Genomic DNA, 20,543 nt, shown 5'->3' with positions numbered 1-20,543 from the left:
CTGTCGAAAGAGGAGCCGTCATGCCATACGTCATCGCCGAGCCGTGCGTCGATGTCCTCGACAAACGATGCATCGACGAGTGCCCTGTGGACTGCATCTACGAGGGTGACCGGATGCTGTACATCCATCCGGACGAGTGCGTCGACTGCGGCGCCTGCGAGCCGGTCTGCCCGGTGGAGGCCATCTACTACGACACCGACCTCCCGGACAAGTGGAGCGCCTTTCAGGATGCCAACGCCGAGTTCTTCTCGGCGCTGGGCACCCCAGGAGGCGCAGCCAAGACCGGCCGGATCGGCCATGACCATCCGATGGTCACCGCGCTCCCACCGCGGAGCGCGAGTCACTGACCGGAGACGACGGAAGTCCGGCGCATGCCGATGGCCGGTGATCACCCCGCTTGCGGCGGGGCTCGGCCTCCACGACGCACGCGTCGACCATGAGGCCGGCAAGCGGTTACGGAGGCCGATAGTTGTGGGTTGCACAGAAAACATCATGAGGAATACGATGCAGCCGTGACACTCACCAACCACCGGTCACGGGCCGGATGGGAGGCAACTCCCACGTTTGTGAACGTGCCTCGTGCGCATCCCGCGACGGTGCCGCCCAACCGTGGCCCGGGCCCGACCCGGACGGAGCCGGACGTGCTCGTCGAACGTGGACCCCTCGATCTCCCAGCCCCCGCACCGCAGATGTCGCTCGACACCGTGGAGGCGGCGCTCGCGGAGATCGCTGCGGGTCGCCCGGTGATCGTCGTGGATGACGAGGACCGCGAGAACGCGAGCGACCTGATCATGGCCGCGGATGCCGTGACCCCGGAGTGGATGGCATTCATCGTCCGGCACACGTCAGGTCTGGTGTACATGCCGATGACCGGAGCGGTTCTCGACCGCCTGGGCATCCCAGCCATGGTGCACGAGAACGAGGACCGGATGCAGACCGCCTTCGCGGTCAGCGTCGATGCGAGATCCGGTGTCACGACGGGCATCTCTGCGCGAGACCGAGCCCGCACGGCGCGGCTGCTGGCCGATCCGGGAACCGAGCCCGGGGACCTGACCCGACCGGGTCATCTCCTCCCCCTGCGGGCGAGGGAAGAAGGCGTGCTGGTTCGCCCGGGGCACACCGAGGCGGCTGTGGACCTGGCCCGGCTGGCCGGTCGGCAGCCGGCCGGCGTCATCGCCGAGATGGTCGAGGACGACGGCAGCATGCGGCGTGCCGACAGCTGCCGGGCCTTCGCCGACGAGCACCACCTGGCGATGATCTCGATCCAGGACCTCCGCGACCACCGCCTTCGGGAGGAAGGAGTCGTCCGTCGGGTGGTCTCCACCCGGATGCCGACTCGTCACGGAGTGCTCACCGCCGTGGGCTACGTCGACCAGCAGTCAGGGACCGAACACCTCGCACTGGTCGCCGGACTCGACGCAGACGGACACCTTCCCGACGGCGACGACGTCCTGGTCAGGATCCACTCCGCGTGCCTGACCGGCGAGTCCCTGGGCTCGAGCCGCTGCGACTGCGGCCGGCAGCTCGATGCGTCCATCGAGAAGATCGCAACCGCGGGGCGCGGCGTGGTCGTCTATCTGCGTGGCCACGAGGGAAGCGGGACTGGTCTTCTCGCCACACTGAGGGCCTGCTCCCTGCAGGACCAAGGACTCGACACCGTCGAGGCGGGCACCGAATGCGGACTGCCCGTCGACGCCAGACACCGCCAGGCGGCTGCCGACATCCTGACCGACCTCGCCGCCCTGCGGATACGACTGCTCACGAACGACCTCGCCGAGGTGGCGGCCATGAGTCGTCACGGCATCCACGTGTCCGGACGGCTGCCCCTCGCGGTCGGGACACCTCGGGAGAACCTCCGGCTTCTCGGCACGAAACGGGACCGGACGGGACACCACCTCGTGGAGGTGGTCACCGGTGCCCCGCCGCTCGGGGTGGGCAGAGCGCCCCTGCCCACGTGGAGCCGACCCGACGATGCGGTCCCGGGAGTCGGGTGAACGGGGCCATGCCCGCCAGAGCCATGCCCGTCAGAGCCATGCCCGCCAGAGCCATGCCCGAGCAGGGCTGCTGGAGATCTCCATCGAGGAATGCGTCCGCCACAGGGTGATGCAGGACAGTGTCTGCCCGGATAGGAGCCATGGATGAGTGACCACGTTTACGGACTCAGCGAGATCGTCGGTAGCAGCACGACCAGCGTCGAGGACGCCATCCGGACGGCCATCCGACAGGCGGCGCAGACCGTGCGCCACATCGAGTGGTTCGAGACGGGAGAGATCCGGGGGCACGTGGTCGACGGCGATGTCGCGTACTTCCAGGTGAAGCTGAAGCTGGGGTTCCGCATCGAGAATCGGTAGCCGTCGGCCTCTTGAGCTGCACGGTCCGGCGCCCCTGTGGTTCCTCGAGGAGTCTCGTCATCTCCCGCGATGAGTGACAAGCCCACCGCACACGTGACGTCGTTGTGGGCGCCGCTGCGCGTGCGTGCGTTCAGGGCGATGTGGCTGGCGCAGTTGGTCAGCATGCTGGGCACCTGGATGCAGACTGCGGGTGCGCAGTGGTTCCTGATCGACGAACCCGATTCGTCGGCCCTGGTCGCGCTCGTCCAGGTGGCGTCGATCCTGCCGATGCTGCTGTTCGCCCTTCCGGCAGGCGCGCTGGCCGACATCCTGGACCGGCGCAGGCTGCTGATCGGCGTGCAACTCCTCCAACTGGCCGTAGGTAGCTCGCTCAGCATCCTGACGGCCGTGGATCTGATGCCGCCCGCGCTGCTGCTCTTCTTCACCTTTCTGCTCGGTACGTGCCTGACCGCGACCCTGCCCGCGTACCAGGTCCTGGTCCAGTCGTTCGTGCCGCGCGAGCAGGTGCGGATGGTGGCCGCGCTGGGTGGCGTGGCCACGAACGGGGCCCGAGCCGTGGGTCCGGCGCTGGCAGGGGTGTTGTTGTCCCTGTCCGGGCCGGACGTCGTGTTCGGGTTCACGGCCGTGTCGGCTGTGGCCTTCCTCGTCGTGCTGGGTGTCGTGCGCCGTCCACCGGTCCCGACGGGCATGCCACCCGAGCGGTTCACGAGCGCCATGCGGACGGGTGGCCGATACGTGCGCAACTCGCCAGCCGTGCGCCGGTGGCTGCTGCGGGTCTTCCTCTTCGTGCTGCCCGGCGCCGCGATGTGGGCGTTGTTACCGCTGGTTGCCTCCGAGCGGCTGTCCAGCGGTTCCACGGGCTTCGGCGTGCTCCTCGGTAGCCTCGGGATCGGCGCGGTTGCCGGCGCCGCGGTGCTGCCGCACCTGGCTCCCAGGCTGTCAGCCAATCGGCTGCTGGTCCTGTCGGCGGTGCTCTTCGCCGTCTCGCTCGTAGCTTGTGTGACGGTGCCGGTACCAGCCGTGGTCGCGGTGCTCCTGGTACCTGGCGGCATGGCGTGGCTGCTCGTGCTCATGAGCGTCAGTGGGGCGTTGCAGGTCTTCTTGCCCCAATGGGTGCGCGCCCGTGGTCTGTCCACGTTCAACATGGTCTTCGCGGCCTCGCAGGCAACGGGCTCGCTCCTGTGGGGGCTCGTGGCACACGCCGTCGGGTTGCGTCCCACCTTTCTCGCGGCAGCCGTCCTCATGGTGGCCGGCGCGATGACTGTGGCGCTGTGGCCCCTCCCCGACGTGGCGCACCTCGACCGCGATCCGGCGATCTACTGGACAGACCCGGATCTGGCCTATGAGCCGGACCCTCAGGTGGGGCCGGTACTGGTGGTCGTGCGATACGTGGTCCCGCCCGAGGCGCAAGGGCCGTTTCTCGTGGCGATGGAGCCAGTGCGGCGTTCTCGGCTCCAGACCGGGGCGACGAGCTGCCAGCTCTACCGAGACGGATCCGATCCCTCGCTGTTCATGCTCGTCCACTCGTACGACACGTGGGAGGAGCACCTACGCCAGCACACCGGCCGGCTCACCGGTGCCGACCGACAACGCGAGGAGGTGGCCAACTCCTTCGCGGTCGACGTGGTGGGCGCGCACTTGTTCCCGGCCGTGGACCGGGACCTCGGCCTGACGCCGTCGGGCCCGACGGACGTGCGTTCTGGATCATGAGGCGGGCTCGGGAGGGCTCCCGTCGGTCGACGCGAGTCTCGGTGCGTCGTCAGAGCGGAGCTCACGGCGTCTGTCGAACGTAGTCGGCGACGGCGCCGACGGACAGGGGACCGCAACGCCCTGGCCGCCGCGTGGACGACCTGGTACCGCACGATCATCCTCCAGGTGATTCCCGATATCCGGCGGTCCTGCCTTCTTGAGCAGCGTTGTGGCCGGGGCGGTCACAGCCAGCCGACCGGTCCCTCGAGCAGGGTGCCCAGCTCGCGCCGGTTGATCGAGACGATCTGCGAGAGGTGTTCGTGCATGAGTGTCGAAGCAACGTCGCCGTCGCCGTCGACGATGACCCGGGCCACCTTCAGGTGGTCCCCGACCAGCAGCTCGTGGAGCTTGCGGACGTCCCCGACGGTGGAGAGGTGCTGTGCGACCAGCTGGCCGTACGCGCGGAACGTGAGCTGGAAGACCCGGTTGCCGGCCAGTCCGGACACCGCACCGTGGAAACCCTCATGGCCGGTCACGTAGACGTCGAGGTCGACGTGCTCGTCCGCCTCGACGTCACCGGACAGGTACGGGGCCATCACCTGCTCGCGCAGCGCAGCGTCCGGGTTGGTTGCGGCCATGCGGGCGAGCGTCGACTCCGCGAACACCCACGCCTCGAACAGCTCGTCGTACGTCGCTCCCGCGAGGTGGAAGAACAGCGCCTGCATCCTGCCCAGATTGGATGTGTCGACGGTGCCGACCACCGGGCCACCGCCCGGGCCGCGACGGATGCTGATCATCCCCTGGACCTCCAGGAGGCGCAACCCCTCGCGCAGGGACTCGCGGCTGACGCCGTACTGCTGCAGCATCTGCGATTCCAAGGGCAGGCTGTCCCCTGGCTGCAGCCCGGCGGCGGTGATGCTGTGCACGACGTCCCGAGCCACGACCTCTGCGACCTTGAGTGATCGGAGCAGGGAACCTCCAGCGCCAATCGGAATGCCCTTCACCGGACTTCCCGGCTTCGCGATGCTGGCGCCGGCCCGCTTCTTCCCCGTCATCCTCGCCCTCACTCTCCTGTCACGGACGGGACAACCCCGCTCGCCGACTGCGACCGGGTCGAGGCCCAGCACCTGGACCTCGTGGTCGACCTGACGGGTGCCAGAGCTCCGTAGGGGCTGAAGACCTGGCGATGACGCCGATCTGCCGATCGACGGGCCCCATCTCCGAGGGACCCTCCGGGCTGTCGGACCCGGCGGGAGGAAGGCCGGCGGTGGGGTGCGGCCGTCGAAGGACGCGGCGGGCGTTGCTGACCGGTCGGCACGACGACCACGCCCTGCAACTGCTCGCACTCGCCGCTGCAACGGACGACGAGCGCTCACTGGGCGGGAGGGCTTCGGCGCCCGCACGCTCGGGCGGCAGCTGAGCGTGTCCGATGGCCGCCACCACACGACAGGTCTCATGGCTGCCTCGAGGCCGGCCTTCACGACCTGATGAGCAGCGCGCCGGCTCCCCCCACGCCGACGGCCACACAGCCGAGGGCTGTGGGCCAGCCGAATACGCCGAGGCTCAGTGCCTGCCCGAGCGACGAGCTGCCCGCGCCTGCCGTGCAGAGGAACAGATCGGCCGCGGTGAGGGGCATGACGCACGTGCAGCTCTTGCCGGGCCGGAAGATGAGGAAGCCGTCGTTGCGGTGGTTCGTAGCCCGCGCAACTGCCATGACCTCCACGACCACCGCACCGACCAAGGGCGTCAGCAGACCGAGCAGCAGCACACCTGCCCCCACCTAGGGGACCGACGCCGTCCATGCGTGCAGCCAACCTGGCCTCATCCCAGACTCTCGAACTACCGAGCGGTGCCCTGCACCTCCCCTCCGCCCCGCATGTGGTTGCCGCCGTACGCCAGCATCACGAGACCCATGGCCAGGCACAGGATGAGGAGACCAGCGTCGATCGGTTCCATGTCAGGCGTCCTCTTCGGATCTGCGGATCATGTGGAGATGACGACGTCGCGCTGCCCAGCAGCGCGGGAGGCACGAGACGCCCACCGAAGATCGAGCCATCCTGAGGGTTCCCTCCGTCGACCAGCCCGCCAGACGACGACGTCCGGCTCGATCGGCGTGCGAGACCGCACCGGCCGCCCGGCCTGCGAAACCCTGCCTCGAGCCACGGGACGGGCATGCCGAGGTCGGGGCGGGACGGCGCCCGCGGCGCTCCGACCTGCCACCCAGCTGCCCTGCCAGCTCGAGGAGCGTCACATCGCGGCGTCCGATGCAGCAGGCACGACCGGCAACATGATGCGACTGCCGTCCGAGCCACCGAAGTGCACCTGCTGGCGAGCCGTGACGACGTCATCGCTGTCCCAGGCCCGCCCGCCGGTGTTCGGGTTCACGTCGAACCGTGGGCTGTTGCTACTCGACACCTGGACGCGAATCCGATGCCCCGTCAAGAAGACGTAGGACGTCGCGCCGAGCCCCACCCTGACGTCCAAGCCGGCATCCGGCTCACAATGAACCCGCCGGATTCCGTCGCAGACGCTCAAGGACCTGCCGTCGGGATGGACGTCGCACAGTCGAACGGTGAAGTCGGTCGAGACCGCGCTGGAGGACACTCGAAGATCGGCGTTCACCCAGCCCGTCACTTCCAGATCCTGTTCCACGGGATCGGATGTGAACGTCAGGACGTCATCGCGCGCCTCGATGTCATTCTGAACCACTGGTCCCTGGAGCACCGCCGAGTCCAGCACCAGGTGGGCACCGCCGGTGGTGGGCACCGGGTTCATCGGATCGTATTCGTAGGACGCGGTCTGCTGATCGTGCACCTGTGCCCAGTGCAGGCGACCCGAGTCGTCGGTCCTGTGCATGAAGAGCGGGGTCTCGACTGCTCGGGCGAGCGGCCAATCGTCTTCGTCGCGCCAGACGTTGTGACCCATCACGAACAGCTTCACCCGCTTGCGCTGACGAAAGGCGTGGTCGTCCCCCACGAGTTGCTGCCGGAACCAGCCGAGCTGCACGCCGTCCAGATAGAGTTTCGAGTGGCGGCCGAAGTCCACGTCTCCGACGCGGATGCTCCCCTGGCCACCGGTTCTGGGGGGGTAGTGGTTCCACGGACCGACGATGAGGTACTGGCCGTCCCGGGCCGCGTCCGTGGCTGCCCCGCTGCGTAGCCCCTGGTAGTTCCTGAGCGTGCCGACGTGGAACTGGTCGAACCAACTGGTGACGTGCAGGGCCGGCACGTCGATGTCGCCGTACCGGTTCTCCTGTGAGATCGCCTCCCAGTAGGGGTCATCAGGCCTCGTCTTCTCGACCCAGTCCATGAACCACGGCGTCAGGACGGCCAAGGCACCGTCGGACCGACCCAACCGGTCCTTCAATGGGAGGTCCAAAGCCGCCTGCGGCAGATCGGCGAGGACTTCCTCGATCTCGGCGCGGAGGCGACGGAGTTCTCTGCTGTCGAGGTCGGCGAAGCGGAACGAACCGTAGGCTGTCGTTCCGAGTGAGACCGTCAGCAGGCCGCCCAGCTCGAACGCACCACCGAAGTACGACCGTCCCTCGTGGTAGTCCGAACTGGCCTGGATCGGACTGATGGCGCGCAGGTGAGGAGGCCGCGCCGAAGCAGCCGCCATCTGGGTCGCCCCGTGGTACGAGCTACCGAACATCCCGACGTCGCCGTTGCACCACGGCTGTGCCGCGCACCACTCGACGGTGTCGTAGCCGTCGTCGCGCTCGACGAACGGCTGGTGCTGCCCTTCCGAGCTCGCCCGGCCCCGCACGTCTTGGATCACGACGGCGAAACCTCTGATCACCGCCGAGATCTGGTCGAGATCGACGAGCGTCCCGAATGGCATGTTCTTGTCGTAGGGCGTTCGCTTGAGCAGGACCGGCCAGCGCCCCTCCCCCGGCCTGTAGACGTCTGCCCTCAGAGTCGTCCCGTCTCGCATGGGGACCTCGACGTCCCGTTCGACGACCAGGTTCTTGAACGCGTCCTCTGTCAGACTCACTGCCAGCCTCTCTCCTCACGTGGCAACCACCGAACGCGACACCGAAGGCGCTAGCCGACGGACTGGAAGAGCGTCCCGCTCACACCGCTGTCCGGAGGCGGATACGAAACACCTCATCTGACGTGCAGCCCTGCCACTGCCACGCGTGCTTGCGGCCGTCTTGCCGGTCACCGCCCCTCACCTGGGTCCTCCATGCGCGTGCGTGAGCTGCAGGGCGCCCGTGGATGGCGTGTGGAGATGGCAGGCAACGGTTCCCCCGCCTTCGACGCGCGTGATGGCCGGGACGTCGGAAGCGCACTTGTCCATCGCAAACCCGCAACGGGTGTGGAAGGGGCAGCCGGCCGGCGGCGCGCTGGGGTCCGGCGGATCACCCCGCAGGAGCACGCGGTCGTTCCGGCGCGCCAATGTGGGGTCGGGCTGCGGGATGGCGCTGAGCAGAGCCTTCGTGTACGGGTGCTCCGGCTGGTTGTAGACGCGTTCGGTCGGGCCGATCTCGACGATCCGCCCGAGATACATCACGGCGGTGCGCTGCGCGATGTGCCGCACCACGGCAAGGTCATGCGCGATGAACAGGTAGGAGAGTCCGAGTTCATCGCGAAGATCCTTGAGCAGGTTGAGGACCTGGTTCTGGGTCGACATGTCGAGGGCGCTGACGGCCTCGTCGCACACGATGAGCTTCGGATTCGTCGCCAAGGCTCGAGCGATCGCGATCCGCTGCCGCTGCCCACCGGAGAATTCATGAGGGTAACGATGGATCTGATGGGACGAGAGACGCACCAGGTCGAAGAGCTCCTCGATGCGGCGTTCCTTTTCCCGTCCCGTCAACTTCTGATGCAGCTGCAGCGGTATTCCCACGCTGTCGCCCACCGTCATCGACGGATCGAGTGACGAGTAGGGATCCTGGAAGACCATCTGCATGTCTCGGCGCTTCGCCCTCAGCTCGCGCCGCGAGAGTGACTCGAGGTCTACGCCCTCGAACGTCACCGAGCCACCGCTCTTGGGCACCAGGCGAAGAACAGCCCGCGCCGTGGTCGACTTCCCCGACCCGGATTCGCCGACCAGCGCCAGAGTCTCGCCGCGGTCCAGCGTGAACGACACGCCATCGACCGCTCTGACCACCCGGCGATCGCGTGCCCATCCCCGGCCGCGCACGGGGAAGGAGACCCGCAGATCGTCCACCTGCAGGAGGGGACCCTCGGTCATCTGACACCTCGCAGATCGAGTTCCTGGAAGCGGATGCAGCGCACGTCCCTGTCCGAACCCGGGACCTGGATCAACTGCGGACTCGGGACCGCTCTCACACAGGCGTCGACCGCGTAGCCGCATCGCGTGTGGAAACGACAGCCGAGTGGCATCTTGCCGGCGTCCGGGACCCGCCCGGGGATCGTGGACAGTCGCGCCTCACCCGTGGAGACCTGCGGCAGCGACCTGATCAGGCCTTCGGTGTACGGGTGCAGCGGAGCCTCGAAGACAGCGTTCACCGGCCCCGTCTCCACGACCTGCCCGGCGTACATCACGGCGACCCGGTCACAGATTTCCGAGACCACCCCGAGGTCGTGGGTGACCATCAGGACCGACATGCCCATCTCGGCACGCAGGTGCAGGAGGAGATCGAGGATCTGCGCCTGCACGGTGACGTCCAGCGCGGTCGTCGGCTCGTCGGCGATCAACAGCTTCGGTTTGCACGCCAACGCGATGGCCAGCATGACCCGCTGCCGCATACCGCCGGAGAACTCGTGTGGATAGGAGCGGACGCGCTGGGGCGCATTGGGGATGCCCACGGTGCCCAGCATCTGGATCGCGAGATCCCGCCCGGCTTTCCGCCCGAGCCCCAGATGACGCCGACCGACCTCGGCGATCTGATCGCCCACCGTGAACGCCGGGTTGAGACTCGTCATCGGTTCCTGGAAGACCATGGCGATGTCCCGGCCGCGCATCTCGCGGAGTTGCTTCGGCGAGTCCTTCAGCAGGTCGCGACCGTCGAAGGTGATCGAGCCGCCCACCACCCGGCTGATCCGCTCGGGGATCAGCCCCATGATCGACAGCCCCGTGACCGTCTTACCGGATCCCGACTCGCCGACGAGACCCACGACCTCGCCCTGCGCCACGTCGAGGGACACGCCGTCGACAACGGGTACCCATCCGTGCTGTGTCGCGAACTCCACGACCAGACCGCGGATGCTGATGACGGCGGGCACGGTGGACGCCGGGGTGGCCGAGGCAGTCGGCGCGCTCATCGGGCCACGTGCCGACGTCGAGCTCGGAAGGGCGCACCTGCCGTCAACGGAGCTCCCTGGCGGGGAAGCCGAGGGCACGCCGGGTGATGCGATGAGATGTCCTGCTCCAATCCGTACAGCAGCTTCACGAGGTCGCCTCCTCGACGTCCTTGACCGGCTCGACGTCCTTCGCCCGACGCTTGCGCGCGCGCGATTCCCTGCCGAAGGCATCGCTGATGCCGTCGCCGAGGACGTTGAACGCCAGAGTGGTCAGGGCGATCACCAGGCCCGGCCAGTAGATGAGGAGCGGCGCCACCCGGATGCTGCGGAAGGCATCACCGAGGAGGACCCCCCAACTGGCATCCGGGGGAAGAACGCCCAGCCCGAGAAAGCTCAGACTCGCCTCCGCCAGGATGGCGGACGCCGTCATCAGGGAGAGCTGGATCGTCAACGGCGGCAGGATGTTGACCAGCACGTGGCGGCGGATGATCGTGTTGGCCGGCAGGCCGATGCTGACAGCCGCCTCGACGTACGTCTCCTCACGCACGGCGAGGGTGGCACCACGTACCAATCGGAACACGCGCGGCGAGTACACCACGCCCAGCGCGAACATCGCATTCGTCAAACCGGGGCCCAGAGCGGCGATGATGGCGATGGCCAGCACCAGCGTCGGAAGGCTCATCAGGACGTCGGCGACTCGACTCGTCACCGCATCGATGCGCCCGCGGAAGTAGCCCGCCACGAGTCCGAAGGGGACGCCCAGCACGAAAGCGACACCGACCGCGAGTGCCGCGGCCGTCAGCGAGATCCGCGATGCGTACAGCAGGCGCGTCAGGAAGTCCCGGCCCAGTCCGTCGGTACCGAGGGGGTGTGCCCAGCTCGGGGGCCCGTACCTGTTCGCGACGTCGGGCACCGAGGGGTCGTAGGGGGTCAGCCACGGGGCCAGCAGGCCGCTCACGATGACCAGGACCAGGAACGCGACAGCCACCATGGCAGTCCGGTTGGACCTCAGGCGACGCCAGAACGAGTTCTTCGTCTCCGAGCGCACCGCCGCTTCGGTGGACTCCGCCGGAGCGCCGTCCACCAGCTCGTCGTCCGTGGACATCGTCATGGTCAGCTCCGCAGCTTCGGGTTGAAGTAGAGGTACGACACATCGACCGTGAAGTTGACGAGCAGGACCGCTACAGCGGAGACCATGACCACTCCCTGGACGACCGGGAAGTCACTGTTGAACACGGACTGCAGCACGAGTTGACCGATTCCTGGCAGGGCGAAGACCTGCTCGATGACCACGGTTCCGCCGATCAGCTGAGCGAGCTGGATACCGATCACCGTCGCCACCGGAACGGCAGCGTTCTTCCCCGCGTGCTTGAAGAGGATCGATCCCCCGCTGAGTCCTTTCGCGCGGGCCGTACGAACGTAGTCGGCTCGCCAGACTGACGCGAGACTGGCCCTGGTCTGACGTGCGATCTCTGCAGCGAACGCGAGGGACAACGCCGCCGCGGGCAGAATCAGGTGGCTGAACCACTGCCCCAGTCCGTCGCTGATCGGGACGTAGCCGTTAGCAGGGAGCCAACGAGTCGAGATCGCGAATATGGTGATCAAGACGCCTGCAACCCAGAAGTTCGGGACAGCGAGGCCGAGTGAGGACACACCGGTGACCAACCGGTCCATGACGCTGCCGTGCCTCATACCCGCGACCACCCCAGCGGGCACACCGATCAAAAGTGCAAAGAGGAGCGTCACGAAGATGAGTGATATCGACACCGGAAGACGCCCGGCAATCAAGTCGCCCACGGATGCAGTGGTCCCCAGAGACGTCCCCATGTCGCCCTGGACCAGTCCGCCGAGCCATTCGACATACCGGTACAGGAACGGATCGTTCAGGCCGAGGGTCTCGCGGACCGCCTCGATCTGCTCGGGGGTGGGGGCCTCACCCGCCAGACGAACAGCGGGATCGCCTGGAATGAGGAGCTGCAGAGAGAATACGATCATGGACACGAGCAGGAGGGTCACGATCATGCCCAGCAACTGACGCGTCAAGCCGACCGCGGTACGCATCGTCATCCCCTGTTCTCAGTCGCGCTCGCTGCTACCGGAGTGGGTTCGCCGGCGGGGGCGCTGGTCAGGCGCCCCCGCCGGCACGGGTCGCCGAGATCTACTGGGCCGCGATCGAGACTCCGCGAAGCACACGAGCCTTGTCCCGGTAGTGCTCGAGGCCCTGCACGCGACTCCCAGCCACCTGGATGTCGGTCTCAGCACACAGAGGCAGATTCGGACCAGCAACTTCGGCTGCGACCTCCATCAGCTCGCCGTACACCTCAGCACGAGCGTCCTGGTCGACGGCCTGCAATCCGGCCTGGTGCAACTCGATGAGCCGCTCGTCGGTCAAGCCGCCCGGGTTCCAGAAGCCCTCCGGCGTGTAGAACGACTGGGTATCGCCAGACGGGTCTGCGGCGGCCCAGAGAGTGGTGAGAACCGCGTCAGCTGTCTTCTGGACGGCGAAGTTCTCGGTGAGCGCGGGGGTGTCGTAAGGAACGACTTGGACATCGACGCCGATCTCCGCCCAATTGGACTGCAGGAGTTGTGCGGCAGCCTGATAGTCGGGGCCGTTGAACACTTGCAGTTCGAAGCTGAACCCGTTCGGGAGGCCAGCCTCGGCCAAGAGGCTCTTGGCGCGCTCGAGATCGAACTCCGGCGACTCCAGATCCTTGTTGCTCGCCCAGTGCGCCGGCGGGAACAGCTGCCCGGTGGGCTCGCAGTACCCGCTCATCAGCTCATCGACGCCGTCGCGGTCGATTGCGAGGTTGAGGGCCTGTCGTACACGTGCATCGGCGAACTCCGAACGCGACGTGTTCAAGATGACCTGTCGGACCTGGGTGCTCTCCAGAGCATCCACGACAACGTCCGGGTTGTCCTCCACGGCTGCCAGCTGATCGGGGTAGAGGAACGTCGCGCTCGCCGGGTCCGTCAGCACCGTGTTCAGCTTGACCTCATCGCCACCATACGTGATCACCAGGTGGTTGACCTTGATGGCGTCGGGATCCCAGTAGTCATCGACGGCTTCGTACTCCACGCGGTCGCCCGGAACGTACTCAGCGATCTCGTACGCGCCTGATCCGCCGGTCGGGTTGACGTCCTGGCCCGGGTCGTCGAACACCGCTGGACTCATCATCATCCCGGCCGGACCGGAGAGCAGCGCCAGCAGCGGCGTGGCCGGCCCAGCGGTCCTGATCCGGACCGTCTGGTCGTCGACGACCTCGACGCTCTCGATGAACTCCAACTGGCCGGCGTTCACCGAACCGGGGAGGGTCATGCTCCGCTCGAGGTTCGCCTTGACCGACTCAGCGTCGAACGGCGTGCCGTCGTGGTACTGCCAGTCCTCGATCAGCGACAGCTCCAGGGTGTTGGGGTCCGGGAACTCCCACGAGGCGGCCAGCATGGGCTCCACGCCGAGCTCACTCGTGCGATGCGTGAGCGTGTCGTAGATCGGCCAGAGCTGGGTGGAGAACGCTACGTGGGCGATCTTGTCAGGATCGAAGGTCGCGTTGTCCACCGTGTAGACGAACGTGAAGGTCGCGTCAGGATCAGCGGCGGCCTCCGCGCCGGCGGCCTGCGAACCGGAGGAGCCACCCCCCGAACAGGCCGTCAGCGCCAGGACAGCCGACGCCGCGGCCGCGACCCAGTAGGAGGTCCGTCTCATTCCTTCGCTCCTTCGACGTTCAGTGGTCAGCTCGTCGTTGCCAGCGGTGCTGGTCCTGGCGTGATCGACGTGCCAGCAGGACGGGCGAGAGGACAGGGCGACCGGTCACCAGGCCGCTCAACGTGTGACTGCGATCATCATGAGGAATGGACGGTAACGTAGCACCGCGGCGACGTCCAGCACCGGCCCCGGACACCCGCCCGACCCCCGCACCGACGCCGGACAGAGGGCGGCGAAGGTGAGCCGGTGGCGCGCTCTGCCCCGTCCGGACTGCCGCAGCACCCCGGCTGCGCCAGGAGCGAGGGGCTACGGCTCGTGCGACGCACGCACCGTGCCGCGATCGGGCACGGCGGTCCGGGATCGCGGTCGCCGTTGCTCTCGGACGCGATCGCCTGGGCGATCTCGTCACGTGGGACCGTCGGCGAGCCCAGGCGCTCCTCGCCGGGCTCCGGGCCTGCAGTGGTCCGGGGAGTCCTGCGCGACGTGCCAGGGACGAGGCGCGAGGTGTCACCGAGGAGGCCTTCGCCGCCGGCGCCACGGCCGCGCGACGGCGAACTGGTGTCGGTGCCCAGCAAGCGCCGGGCGGGCACCTCACCGCCTGCTGTTCGGGCCGGCCGAAGAGACGGCTCCGCTCCGTGAGGCCAACACCGTGCGCTCTGGCGCGGCGGGGCTCAGAGCGGTGACCCAGCCGGCCTTCCTGTGCTCATGCGGCGAGTGGGATCTGGGAGATGTCGAGGCGGCCGCCCTTCCGTACCTCTACGCCTGTACCAGCCTCGTGGTTCTCGGGAGTCTGACGTGGCGTCGAGTGACGCACCGTTCGGCGAGGTCGATGCGTGACGGATCATCGCCGGTGCGGCTCGCCGAACGACGCCTGGGGCGGGGCTGGTCGGCGGTGCCGAGGAGCAGGTCCTCGGGCTGGCGGGCCGGCACGATCACCGGAGTCCGGCGGACGAGCCGGGCGGACCGGCACGCCGCCCGAGGGGCAGTGACCGGCCTGACCTCGTGCTGCTCGATGTCCCCTCGCCGTCCCCCTCGCCGATGCGCTGGCCGAGCCGAGTGCCGAGCGCGTCCGCCGCAGCGTGCTGGGGACCAGCGTCGTACGACGAGCATCAGACCTCGGTCAGCCGGTGTAGTCGACCTCGGTCCGCCACTGCGCCGGGTCCTGATGAGCGGCCCTGAAGATCGCCGCGGCAACCCGGTCCGGGGTGAACGGGCCCTCTCGGCCCAGCACACCGCGGACGGTGACCGAGACCGCCCTGATGCCCTGCTCCGCCAGGGCGCCGTCGATGCTCTTCACCAGGTTCCGCAGGCCTGCCTTCTGGACCCCGAGCGAGGCGGCGCCGCTCGAGGGCTCGTCCGCTGCCATCGACCCGGTGGCGGTCACCCGCGCGCCCGGGCGCAGGGACGGCCGGAGGGCCTGGAGTGCGGTCAGGAGGGCGCCGACGCCGAGGGCGACGTCGGCGAGCAGTTCGGGGACGCTCAGGGTGAGCGGGTCGGCCGCCCGGTAGGTGCTGGGGTTGAAGTGCAGGACGGCGACCGGACCGAGCTCGGTGGCCAGCTGGCCCAGCGCCGTCCGCGCGGCACCGTCGTCGGTGACATCGACCTGGACGGTGCGCACCCTCGCACCCCGGGCTCCGAGGTCATCAGCCAGGACGGCGAGCTGGTCCTGCTCGGTTCCGGCGAGCCCGACGGGGTGCCCGGCGTCAGCCCACAGGCGGGCGAGTGACCCGCTGACGCCCGGTCCGGCTCCGACGATGATCACCGAACCCTTGTCGGCTGGCTTGGCCTGGTCCACTTCTCTCTCCTCGTCGTCCGCGCGCCGGTCTCGTACAGGTGGGCCGTCAGGTGGTCAGCACGATCGTTCCGATGTGCTCTCTCGCCTCCAGCATCCGGTGGGTGGCGGCAGCCCGGGTCGGAGGCAGCGTGCTGTGGATGACCGGCCGGACCGCGTCTTTCCTCATGGCCGGCCACAGGTGGTCTCGACGTCCACGCTCACCGGCGCCTTCTCCTCGACCGGATGCGGCGTTGCGATGCGGCCATCGCACTGGCCCGCTCCTGCATCAGCCGTCCGAGGATCAGCCACCGCGCATCCTACGCACGTCACCCGTGTCCGCACTGTTCATCTGCTCCTCGCGGATGCACGACCGATGCTGTTCAGAGCGCACGGAAGGGCTGTCCGCGGGAGCTCCATACCGGTGATCTCCGCGCAACTGCAGGACCTGAGCGAGGTCCGAGTCCAGCTGCGCGACGATCCACGCGATCTGCGCGCGCAGTCATGCCGACGCCCACCTCGCAGGCACACACCGCGGACCCCCGACCGGTGGGGACACCGCAGCCGATCACAGCGGCAGCATCCCGGGCGCATGATCGACCCGAAGCGCCTCCGGCAGCGCGGATCACTCCGACAAGGCGATGGAAGCGCTGGCGCCGTTACCGATAGTCGGACACAGTCATCCCGCATCTCGTGTCGAGGGGTTGCGACGGACGTTTCCCACCGGATGGACATGTACCTGGCCTACTGGAGGAACAGCGGCCTCAGGACAGCGGGCCAGACAGAGGAGTGAGAGCAGGGTGACGAGCAAGGAGGAAACCGGCGCGCGCACGGGGAAGAAGCAGATCGGCCCCAGCATCGCGGAGTCGGGAAGTCCGGTGAAGGGCATCCCGGTCGCCGCCGGAGGTTCGGTGCTCCGACCGCTCAAGGCCGCGGAGGTCGTGGCTCGGGACGTCGTGCGCAGCATCACCGCCGCCGGGCTCCAGCCCGGGGACAGCCTGCCCTCGGAAGCCCAGATGCTGCAGCAGTACGGCGTCAGCCGCGAGTCCCTGCGCGAGGGGCTGCGCCTCCTGGAGGTCCAGGGGATGATCAGCATCCGTCGCGGCCCCGGCGGTGGCCCGGTGGTCGGCACCGTCGACACGGCCAATCTGGGCAGGATGCAGGCGCTGTTCTTCCACCTCGCGGGGGCGACGTACGACGAGCTGTTCGAGGCGTGGGTGTTCGCGGAGTCGACGCTCGCCCGCATGGCCGCGATGAATCCCGACGCTGCGCTGCGTGAGCAGGTGATGGCCCCGTACCTGTCCGGTGACGTCGAGGCGGACGAGCACGTCGACCTCGACGTCTACGTGACCGGCCACGAGGGTTTCCACGGTGCGGTGTCCGGCCTGGCCGGCAACCGGGTCTTCCAGATCACGTTCCGCGCGTACGGCCAGATCGTCGCCCACCACGTCTCCACCGTCGGGGACGTCCGCAAGCTGCACAAGCGATTGGTCGAGGACCACCTCAAGCTGGCCCGGGTCATCGTCGACGGCGACGGGGAGTTCGCCTCGACACTCATGCACGAGCACCTCTCACAGATCATCGGCATCAACCGGCGCGAGCTGGGCTCCCTGCTCGAGGGACCGGTCGGCTGGCTGTGACCGCCCCTCGGTCGTGGGCACCGGCGGATACGGCGTGACGAACGGCCACGACGTCTGGGGTGCGATCGACCCCGGCGAAGTGGTAGGGGCTCTGCGCGCCGTCGTCCACGAGGCGAAGCGCCCGGAGACGGCGGTGCAGCTGCTGCACTGAGCGCCAGAGCCGCACCAGGGCGGTGGACCGTCACGAAGGACGACTCCCAGGACAGCCGGAGATGCAGCGCCGGAAGACACGCGCGGCCCTGAGGTCCGCCTCTGCCCCGACTCGTTCACGGGCACCTTCCCAGCGCGGGAGGTCGCAGCGGCCCTCGCGCACGGGGTGCACGAGGCCGGCGGCCGACCTGTCGTGCTACCCCCTTGCCGACGGCGGGAGGGCACCGCACAGGCCCTGCTGGACGCCGTCGGGGGCGCCTGGCTCGAGATCACGGCCACCGGTCCCCTCAGCGAGCCGGTGCCGGCGCGTCTGGCCCTCCTGGCCGACGGCCGTACGGCGGGGTGGACGTCGCTGCGGCGAGCGGCTTGCCACTCGTCGCTCCGGAGGACCGGGACGCCGAGCGCGCCACCAGTCACGGCACGGGGGAACTCCTCGCGCGGGCGGCTCGCGAGGGAGCCCGCACGGTGTACGTCGCCTGCGGCGGGAACGCGAACGGACGGCGGTCACGGCGCCGTCCAGGCCGTCCGCGCCGGCGGTGGCCTGAAGGGAGCACGGCTGGTGGTGCTCAGCGACGTCACGACGCCGTTCGAGGAGGCCGCCACGGTCGTCGGTCCGCAGAAGGGCGCCGCACCCGATGCGGTCGGGCGGCTCACCGACCACCTGCACCGGCTCACCGCCGGCTTCCCTCGGGATCCTCGCGGACTGCCCCGGTCCGGCGCAGCCGGCGGCCTGGCCGGCGGTCTGTGGGCCTTCTCCGACGCGGAGCTCACGTCGGGCATCGACGCCGTGATGGACGCGGCGAGTGTCGACGACGCCAGCCCTCGCGCCGCCGTCGTCGTGACGGGTGAGGGCCGCCTGAACGACCAGAGCATGCGGGGCAGGGTCGTGTCGGGGGTCGTGCGCCGCGCCGTGGGCCGCCCCGTCTACGTGTGCGCCGGCTACATCGCTCCCGGACCATGCCGTGCGGGAGGCCGGCTTCCGCGCGGCGCTGGTCACGCTCGATCTGGAGGACCTCGTGCGAGCGGGCGCGCGCATCACCCGCATGCACGTCGGAGCGCACCGCGACGGTCGGAGCACGGAGCGACTGCTTGATGGACCACATCCCGGTGGGGAGTTGGTGTGTCGCCCGTGAGATCGCGATGCCGCACCGTCGGTCCGCCTCGACGACGCCGGGGCGGCCACGTCCGGACCTGGGCGTGGTACCTGGACGGGAAGCCGGCCGACCGCAGCGTGGGGGCCACGTCTGCCTGAGCCGACGGCTCACCCCTGGTGCCATGCACGCGGCGGCCTCGTCGGCCGTCCGTTGGTCGTCCACGACGAGGGACCTCAGTGCTGGAGCGACGATCTGTCCGACGACGCGAGCGCCGTCAGCATGCCGCCCCTGTCCAGTTCCGTGGATGTCCCTCCTTGATCACACTCGTCGATCACCACGGGAATCAGCGAGCGTGGCGAAGGGCGCGACGTCACCGGTCCGCTGCTTCTCGAAGCGGGATCCTGATCTCAGCGTGCGGTGAGGGCCTGGACAGAGGTTGCGGCGTCGGTCGTGGTCGTCCCCGGGGCCAGTGACCGCCGCAGGGCGAGAGTGGCTCTGGGCCAGGAGACGATGACCGCGCCGACGATGGTCTCGTCTGATGCGCCGTAGATGGCGGCGAAGCGCGGACGGGGAGCGGCGCCGTCGCTGATCACGGGCTGGTTCTCGATGATGTCGGTCAGCTCGCCGCGAGCGGGGTCTCCGAGAACCTGGATCTGCCAGTCGTACTGATCGCTCCACACGTACGGGCGGGGCCGGTGCTCGGGAGCATCGCCGTGCACGATGACCTTTGCCACGACCGCTGCTTGCTCAACAGCGTTGGTCCAATGCTCGTGTCGGCGTTGGACGCCGTCGTGGGGATCGAGCCAGCGCGCAGCATCGCCGACGGCGTAGATCCCAGCGACGTCGGTCGCTCTTCCTCGGGCGTCGCAGGCGACACCGTTCACCAGGTCGAGACCGGACCCGGACAGCCACTCGGTGTTCGGCACGGTTCCGATCCCGACGATGACGACGTCGCAGGTGAGGACTGTCGAGTCAGACAGGGACAGCTGGATGCCCGAGGTGTTCTTCTGGATCGACTCGACGCGGGTGCTCAGCAGGAGCTTCACGCCTCGGTCCTGGTGCAGCTCGATGAACCGCTCGGCGAGCGTGCCTCCCAGCACGCGCGCCATCGGGTGTGGGAGCGGGTCGATCATCGTGACGTCCACGCCCAGGCCCCGGGCTGTGGCGGCTACCTCGGCGCCGATGAATCCTGCACCGACGACCGCGATGCTGGTTGCGCCGTCGAGTGCGCGTCGGAGCTGATCGGCGTCCTGGAGATCCCGGAGGGAGAGCACCCCCTCGACGGTGTCCCACGGGGTGGCTCGGGGGCTGCTGCCGGTCGCTATGACCAGGTGCTCGTAACTGATCCGCGAACCGTCCGCGAGTTCCACCACGTCCCAGTCGGGATCGATGCCAACCGCTCGGGCCCCGAGCACCATCTCCACATCGAGGTCGCCCGCTTCCTCCTGTGTGAGGAGGGTGAACTGGTCCAGAGACCTAGTGCCCGCCAGATACTGCTTGGACAAGGGTGGCCTGTCGTAGGGCTCGACGAGTTCCTCGGTCAGCAGACGGATCCGACCTCCGTAGCCTTCCCTTCGCAACCCCTGGACCGTTCGGACGGCACCGATGGAGCCACCGACGACCACGACGCCTGCTGGTGCTTCGCTCATCGCTCACGCTGCCCAATGTCGGGTCCGGCGAGGGTCCGCCGGATGTCGAGTCAGGCTATCGTCCGTCCCGGCGCCGGACGCGCTGCTGCTCGTCAACACGGAGGTCAACCGGTTCGTCGGTCCTGCGATCCCGGGACTGGTCATCGGCTCGCTGAGCTGCGGCACGGCTGTGGTGTTCTTGCCCCTGGGGTCCTCGCTTGGTCGGTCTGCTGTTCACCGCGGCGCTGCGCGGCCAGGCGCCGTGGGCGGACGAGGCGACTGCTGCAGCTCCGGTTGACGGTGGTTGG

Annotated in this window: 16 protein-coding genes and 2 pseudogenes; 8 read left to right on the top strand and 10 right to left on the bottom strand. The window is 68.6% G+C overall.

Annotated features, from left to right (window positions below):
* The first annotated feature begins 20 nt into the window (after positions 1-20).
* The 4 genes from fdxA to ACWIZO_RS15000 all read left to right on the top strand — a co-directional run bounded on the left by fdxA (position 21) and on the right by ACWIZO_RS15000 (position 4,061).
* Positions 21-347, top strand: a complete 327-nt coding sequence (fdxA, locus tag ACWIZO_RS15015) for a ferredoxin (protein ID WP_448638455.1) — start codon at positions 21-23, stop codon at positions 345-347.
* 294 nt (positions 348-641) lie between these two features.
* Complete coding sequence (ribB, locus tag ACWIZO_RS15010) at positions 642-1,994, top strand: 3,4-dihydroxy-2-butanone-4-phosphate synthase (RefSeq protein ID WP_448638454.1); 1,353 nt, start codon at positions 642-644, stop codon at positions 1,992-1,994.
* 144 nt (positions 1,995-2,138) lie between these two features.
* Positions 2,139-2,351, top strand: a complete 213-nt coding sequence (locus tag ACWIZO_RS15005; RefSeq protein WP_448638453.1) for a dodecin — start codon at positions 2,139-2,141, stop codon at positions 2,349-2,351.
* 69 nt (positions 2,352-2,420) lie between these two features.
* The gene (locus tag ACWIZO_RS15000) at positions 2,421-4,061 is read left to right on the top strand and encodes an MFS transporter (protein ID WP_448638452.1); all 1,641 of its coding nucleotides are present in this window, start codon (positions 2,421-2,423) and stop codon (positions 4,059-4,061) included.
* 221 nt (positions 4,062-4,282) lie between these two features.
* Here ACWIZO_RS15000 and ACWIZO_RS14995 read toward each other — a convergent pair whose 3' ends face one another.
* The 9 genes from ACWIZO_RS14995 to ACWIZO_RS14955 all read right to left on the bottom strand — a co-directional run bounded on the left by ACWIZO_RS14995 (position 4,283) and on the right by ACWIZO_RS14955 (position 15,747).
* Positions 4,283-5,167: a FadR/GntR family transcriptional regulator gene (locus tag ACWIZO_RS14995; protein ID WP_448638451.1), complete on the bottom strand. Its 885-nt coding sequence runs from the start codon at positions 5,165-5,167 to the stop codon at positions 4,283-4,285.
* Between the two features lie 350 nt (positions 5,168-5,517).
* Positions 5,518-5,808 (bottom strand): hypothetical protein, encoded by a 291-nt coding sequence (locus ACWIZO_RS14990; RefSeq protein WP_448638450.1) that lies wholly within the window; start codon positions 5,806-5,808, stop codon positions 5,518-5,520.
* Positions 5,809-6,287: 479 nt separating this feature from the next.
* Complete coding sequence (locus tag ACWIZO_RS14985; protein ID WP_448638449.1) at positions 6,288-8,033, bottom strand: CocE/NonD family hydrolase; 1,746 nt, start codon at positions 8,031-8,033, stop codon at positions 6,288-6,290.
* Between the two features lie 177 nt (positions 8,034-8,210).
* Positions 8,211-9,212 carry an ABC transporter ATP-binding protein gene (locus ACWIZO_RS14980; RefSeq protein ID WP_448638448.1) on the bottom strand — a complete coding sequence of 334 codons (1,002 nt, stop codon included), beginning with the start codon at positions 9,210-9,212 and terminating at the stop codon, positions 8,211-8,213.
* A gap of 20 nt (positions 9,213-9,232) precedes the next feature.
* Positions 9,233-10,270, bottom strand: coding sequence for an ABC transporter ATP-binding protein (locus ACWIZO_RS14975; protein WP_448638447.1), 1,038 nt, complete (start codon positions 10,268-10,270; stop codon positions 9,233-9,235).
* A gap of 124 nt (positions 10,271-10,394) precedes the next feature.
* Positions 10,395-11,360, bottom strand: coding sequence for an ABC transporter permease (locus ACWIZO_RS14970; RefSeq protein ID WP_448638446.1), 966 nt, complete (start codon positions 11,358-11,360; stop codon positions 10,395-10,397).
* Positions 11,361-11,362: 2 nt separating this feature from the next.
* Positions 11,363-12,310 (bottom strand): ABC transporter permease, encoded by a 948-nt coding sequence (locus ACWIZO_RS14965; RefSeq protein WP_448638445.1) that lies wholly within the window; start codon positions 12,308-12,310, stop codon positions 11,363-11,365.
* A 97-nt stretch (positions 12,311-12,407) separates the two neighbouring features.
* Complete coding sequence (locus tag ACWIZO_RS14960) at positions 12,408-13,952, bottom strand: ABC transporter substrate-binding protein (RefSeq protein WP_448638444.1); 1,545 nt, start codon at positions 13,950-13,952, stop codon at positions 12,408-12,410.
* A gap of 1,120 nt (positions 13,953-15,072) precedes the next feature.
* A complete protein-coding gene (locus tag ACWIZO_RS14955; protein WP_448638443.1) occupies positions 15,073-15,747 on the bottom strand; it encodes an SDR family oxidoreductase in 675 nt (224 codons plus the stop codon).
* Positions 15,748-16,523: 776 nt separating this feature from the next.
* On the opposite strand from ACWIZO_RS14955, the gene ACWIZO_RS14950 reads away from it, so the two are divergent.
* The 4 genes and pseudogenes from ACWIZO_RS14950 (at position 16,524) to ACWIZO_RS14935 (ending at position 18,606) form a co-directional block, all read left to right on the top strand.
* On the top strand, positions 16,524-17,363 hold the full coding sequence (locus tag ACWIZO_RS14950; RefSeq protein WP_448638442.1) for a FadR/GntR family transcriptional regulator: 840 nt from the start codon (positions 16,524-16,526) through the stop codon (positions 17,361-17,363).
* Positions 17,364-17,625: 262 nt separating this feature from the next.
* A pseudogene (locus ACWIZO_RS14945) lies at positions 17,626-17,841 on the top strand (glycerate kinase); the annotation flags it as partial.
* A 14-nt stretch (positions 17,842-17,855) separates the two neighbouring features.
* A pseudogene (locus ACWIZO_RS14940) lies at positions 17,856-17,993 on the top strand (glycerate kinase); the annotation flags it as partial.
* A gap of 61 nt (positions 17,994-18,054) precedes the next feature.
* Positions 18,055-18,606, top strand: a complete 552-nt coding sequence (locus tag ACWIZO_RS14935) for a glycerate kinase (RefSeq protein ID WP_448642961.1) — start codon at positions 18,055-18,057, stop codon at positions 18,604-18,606.
* Positions 18,607-19,014: 408 nt separating this feature from the next.
* Here ACWIZO_RS14935 and ACWIZO_RS14930 read toward each other — a convergent pair whose 3' ends face one another.
* Positions 19,015-20,232 (bottom strand): NAD(P)/FAD-dependent oxidoreductase, encoded by a 1,218-nt coding sequence (locus ACWIZO_RS14930; RefSeq protein WP_448638441.1) that lies wholly within the window; start codon positions 20,230-20,232, stop codon positions 19,015-19,017.
* Between the last annotated feature and the right edge of the window lie 311 nt (positions 20,233-20,543).

Source organism: Geodermatophilus sp. URMC 63 (assembly GCF_053502565.1).
The sequence above is the reverse complement of the archived record's forward strand: the minus strand, read 5'-3'. Positions and strand labels throughout refer to the sequence as shown.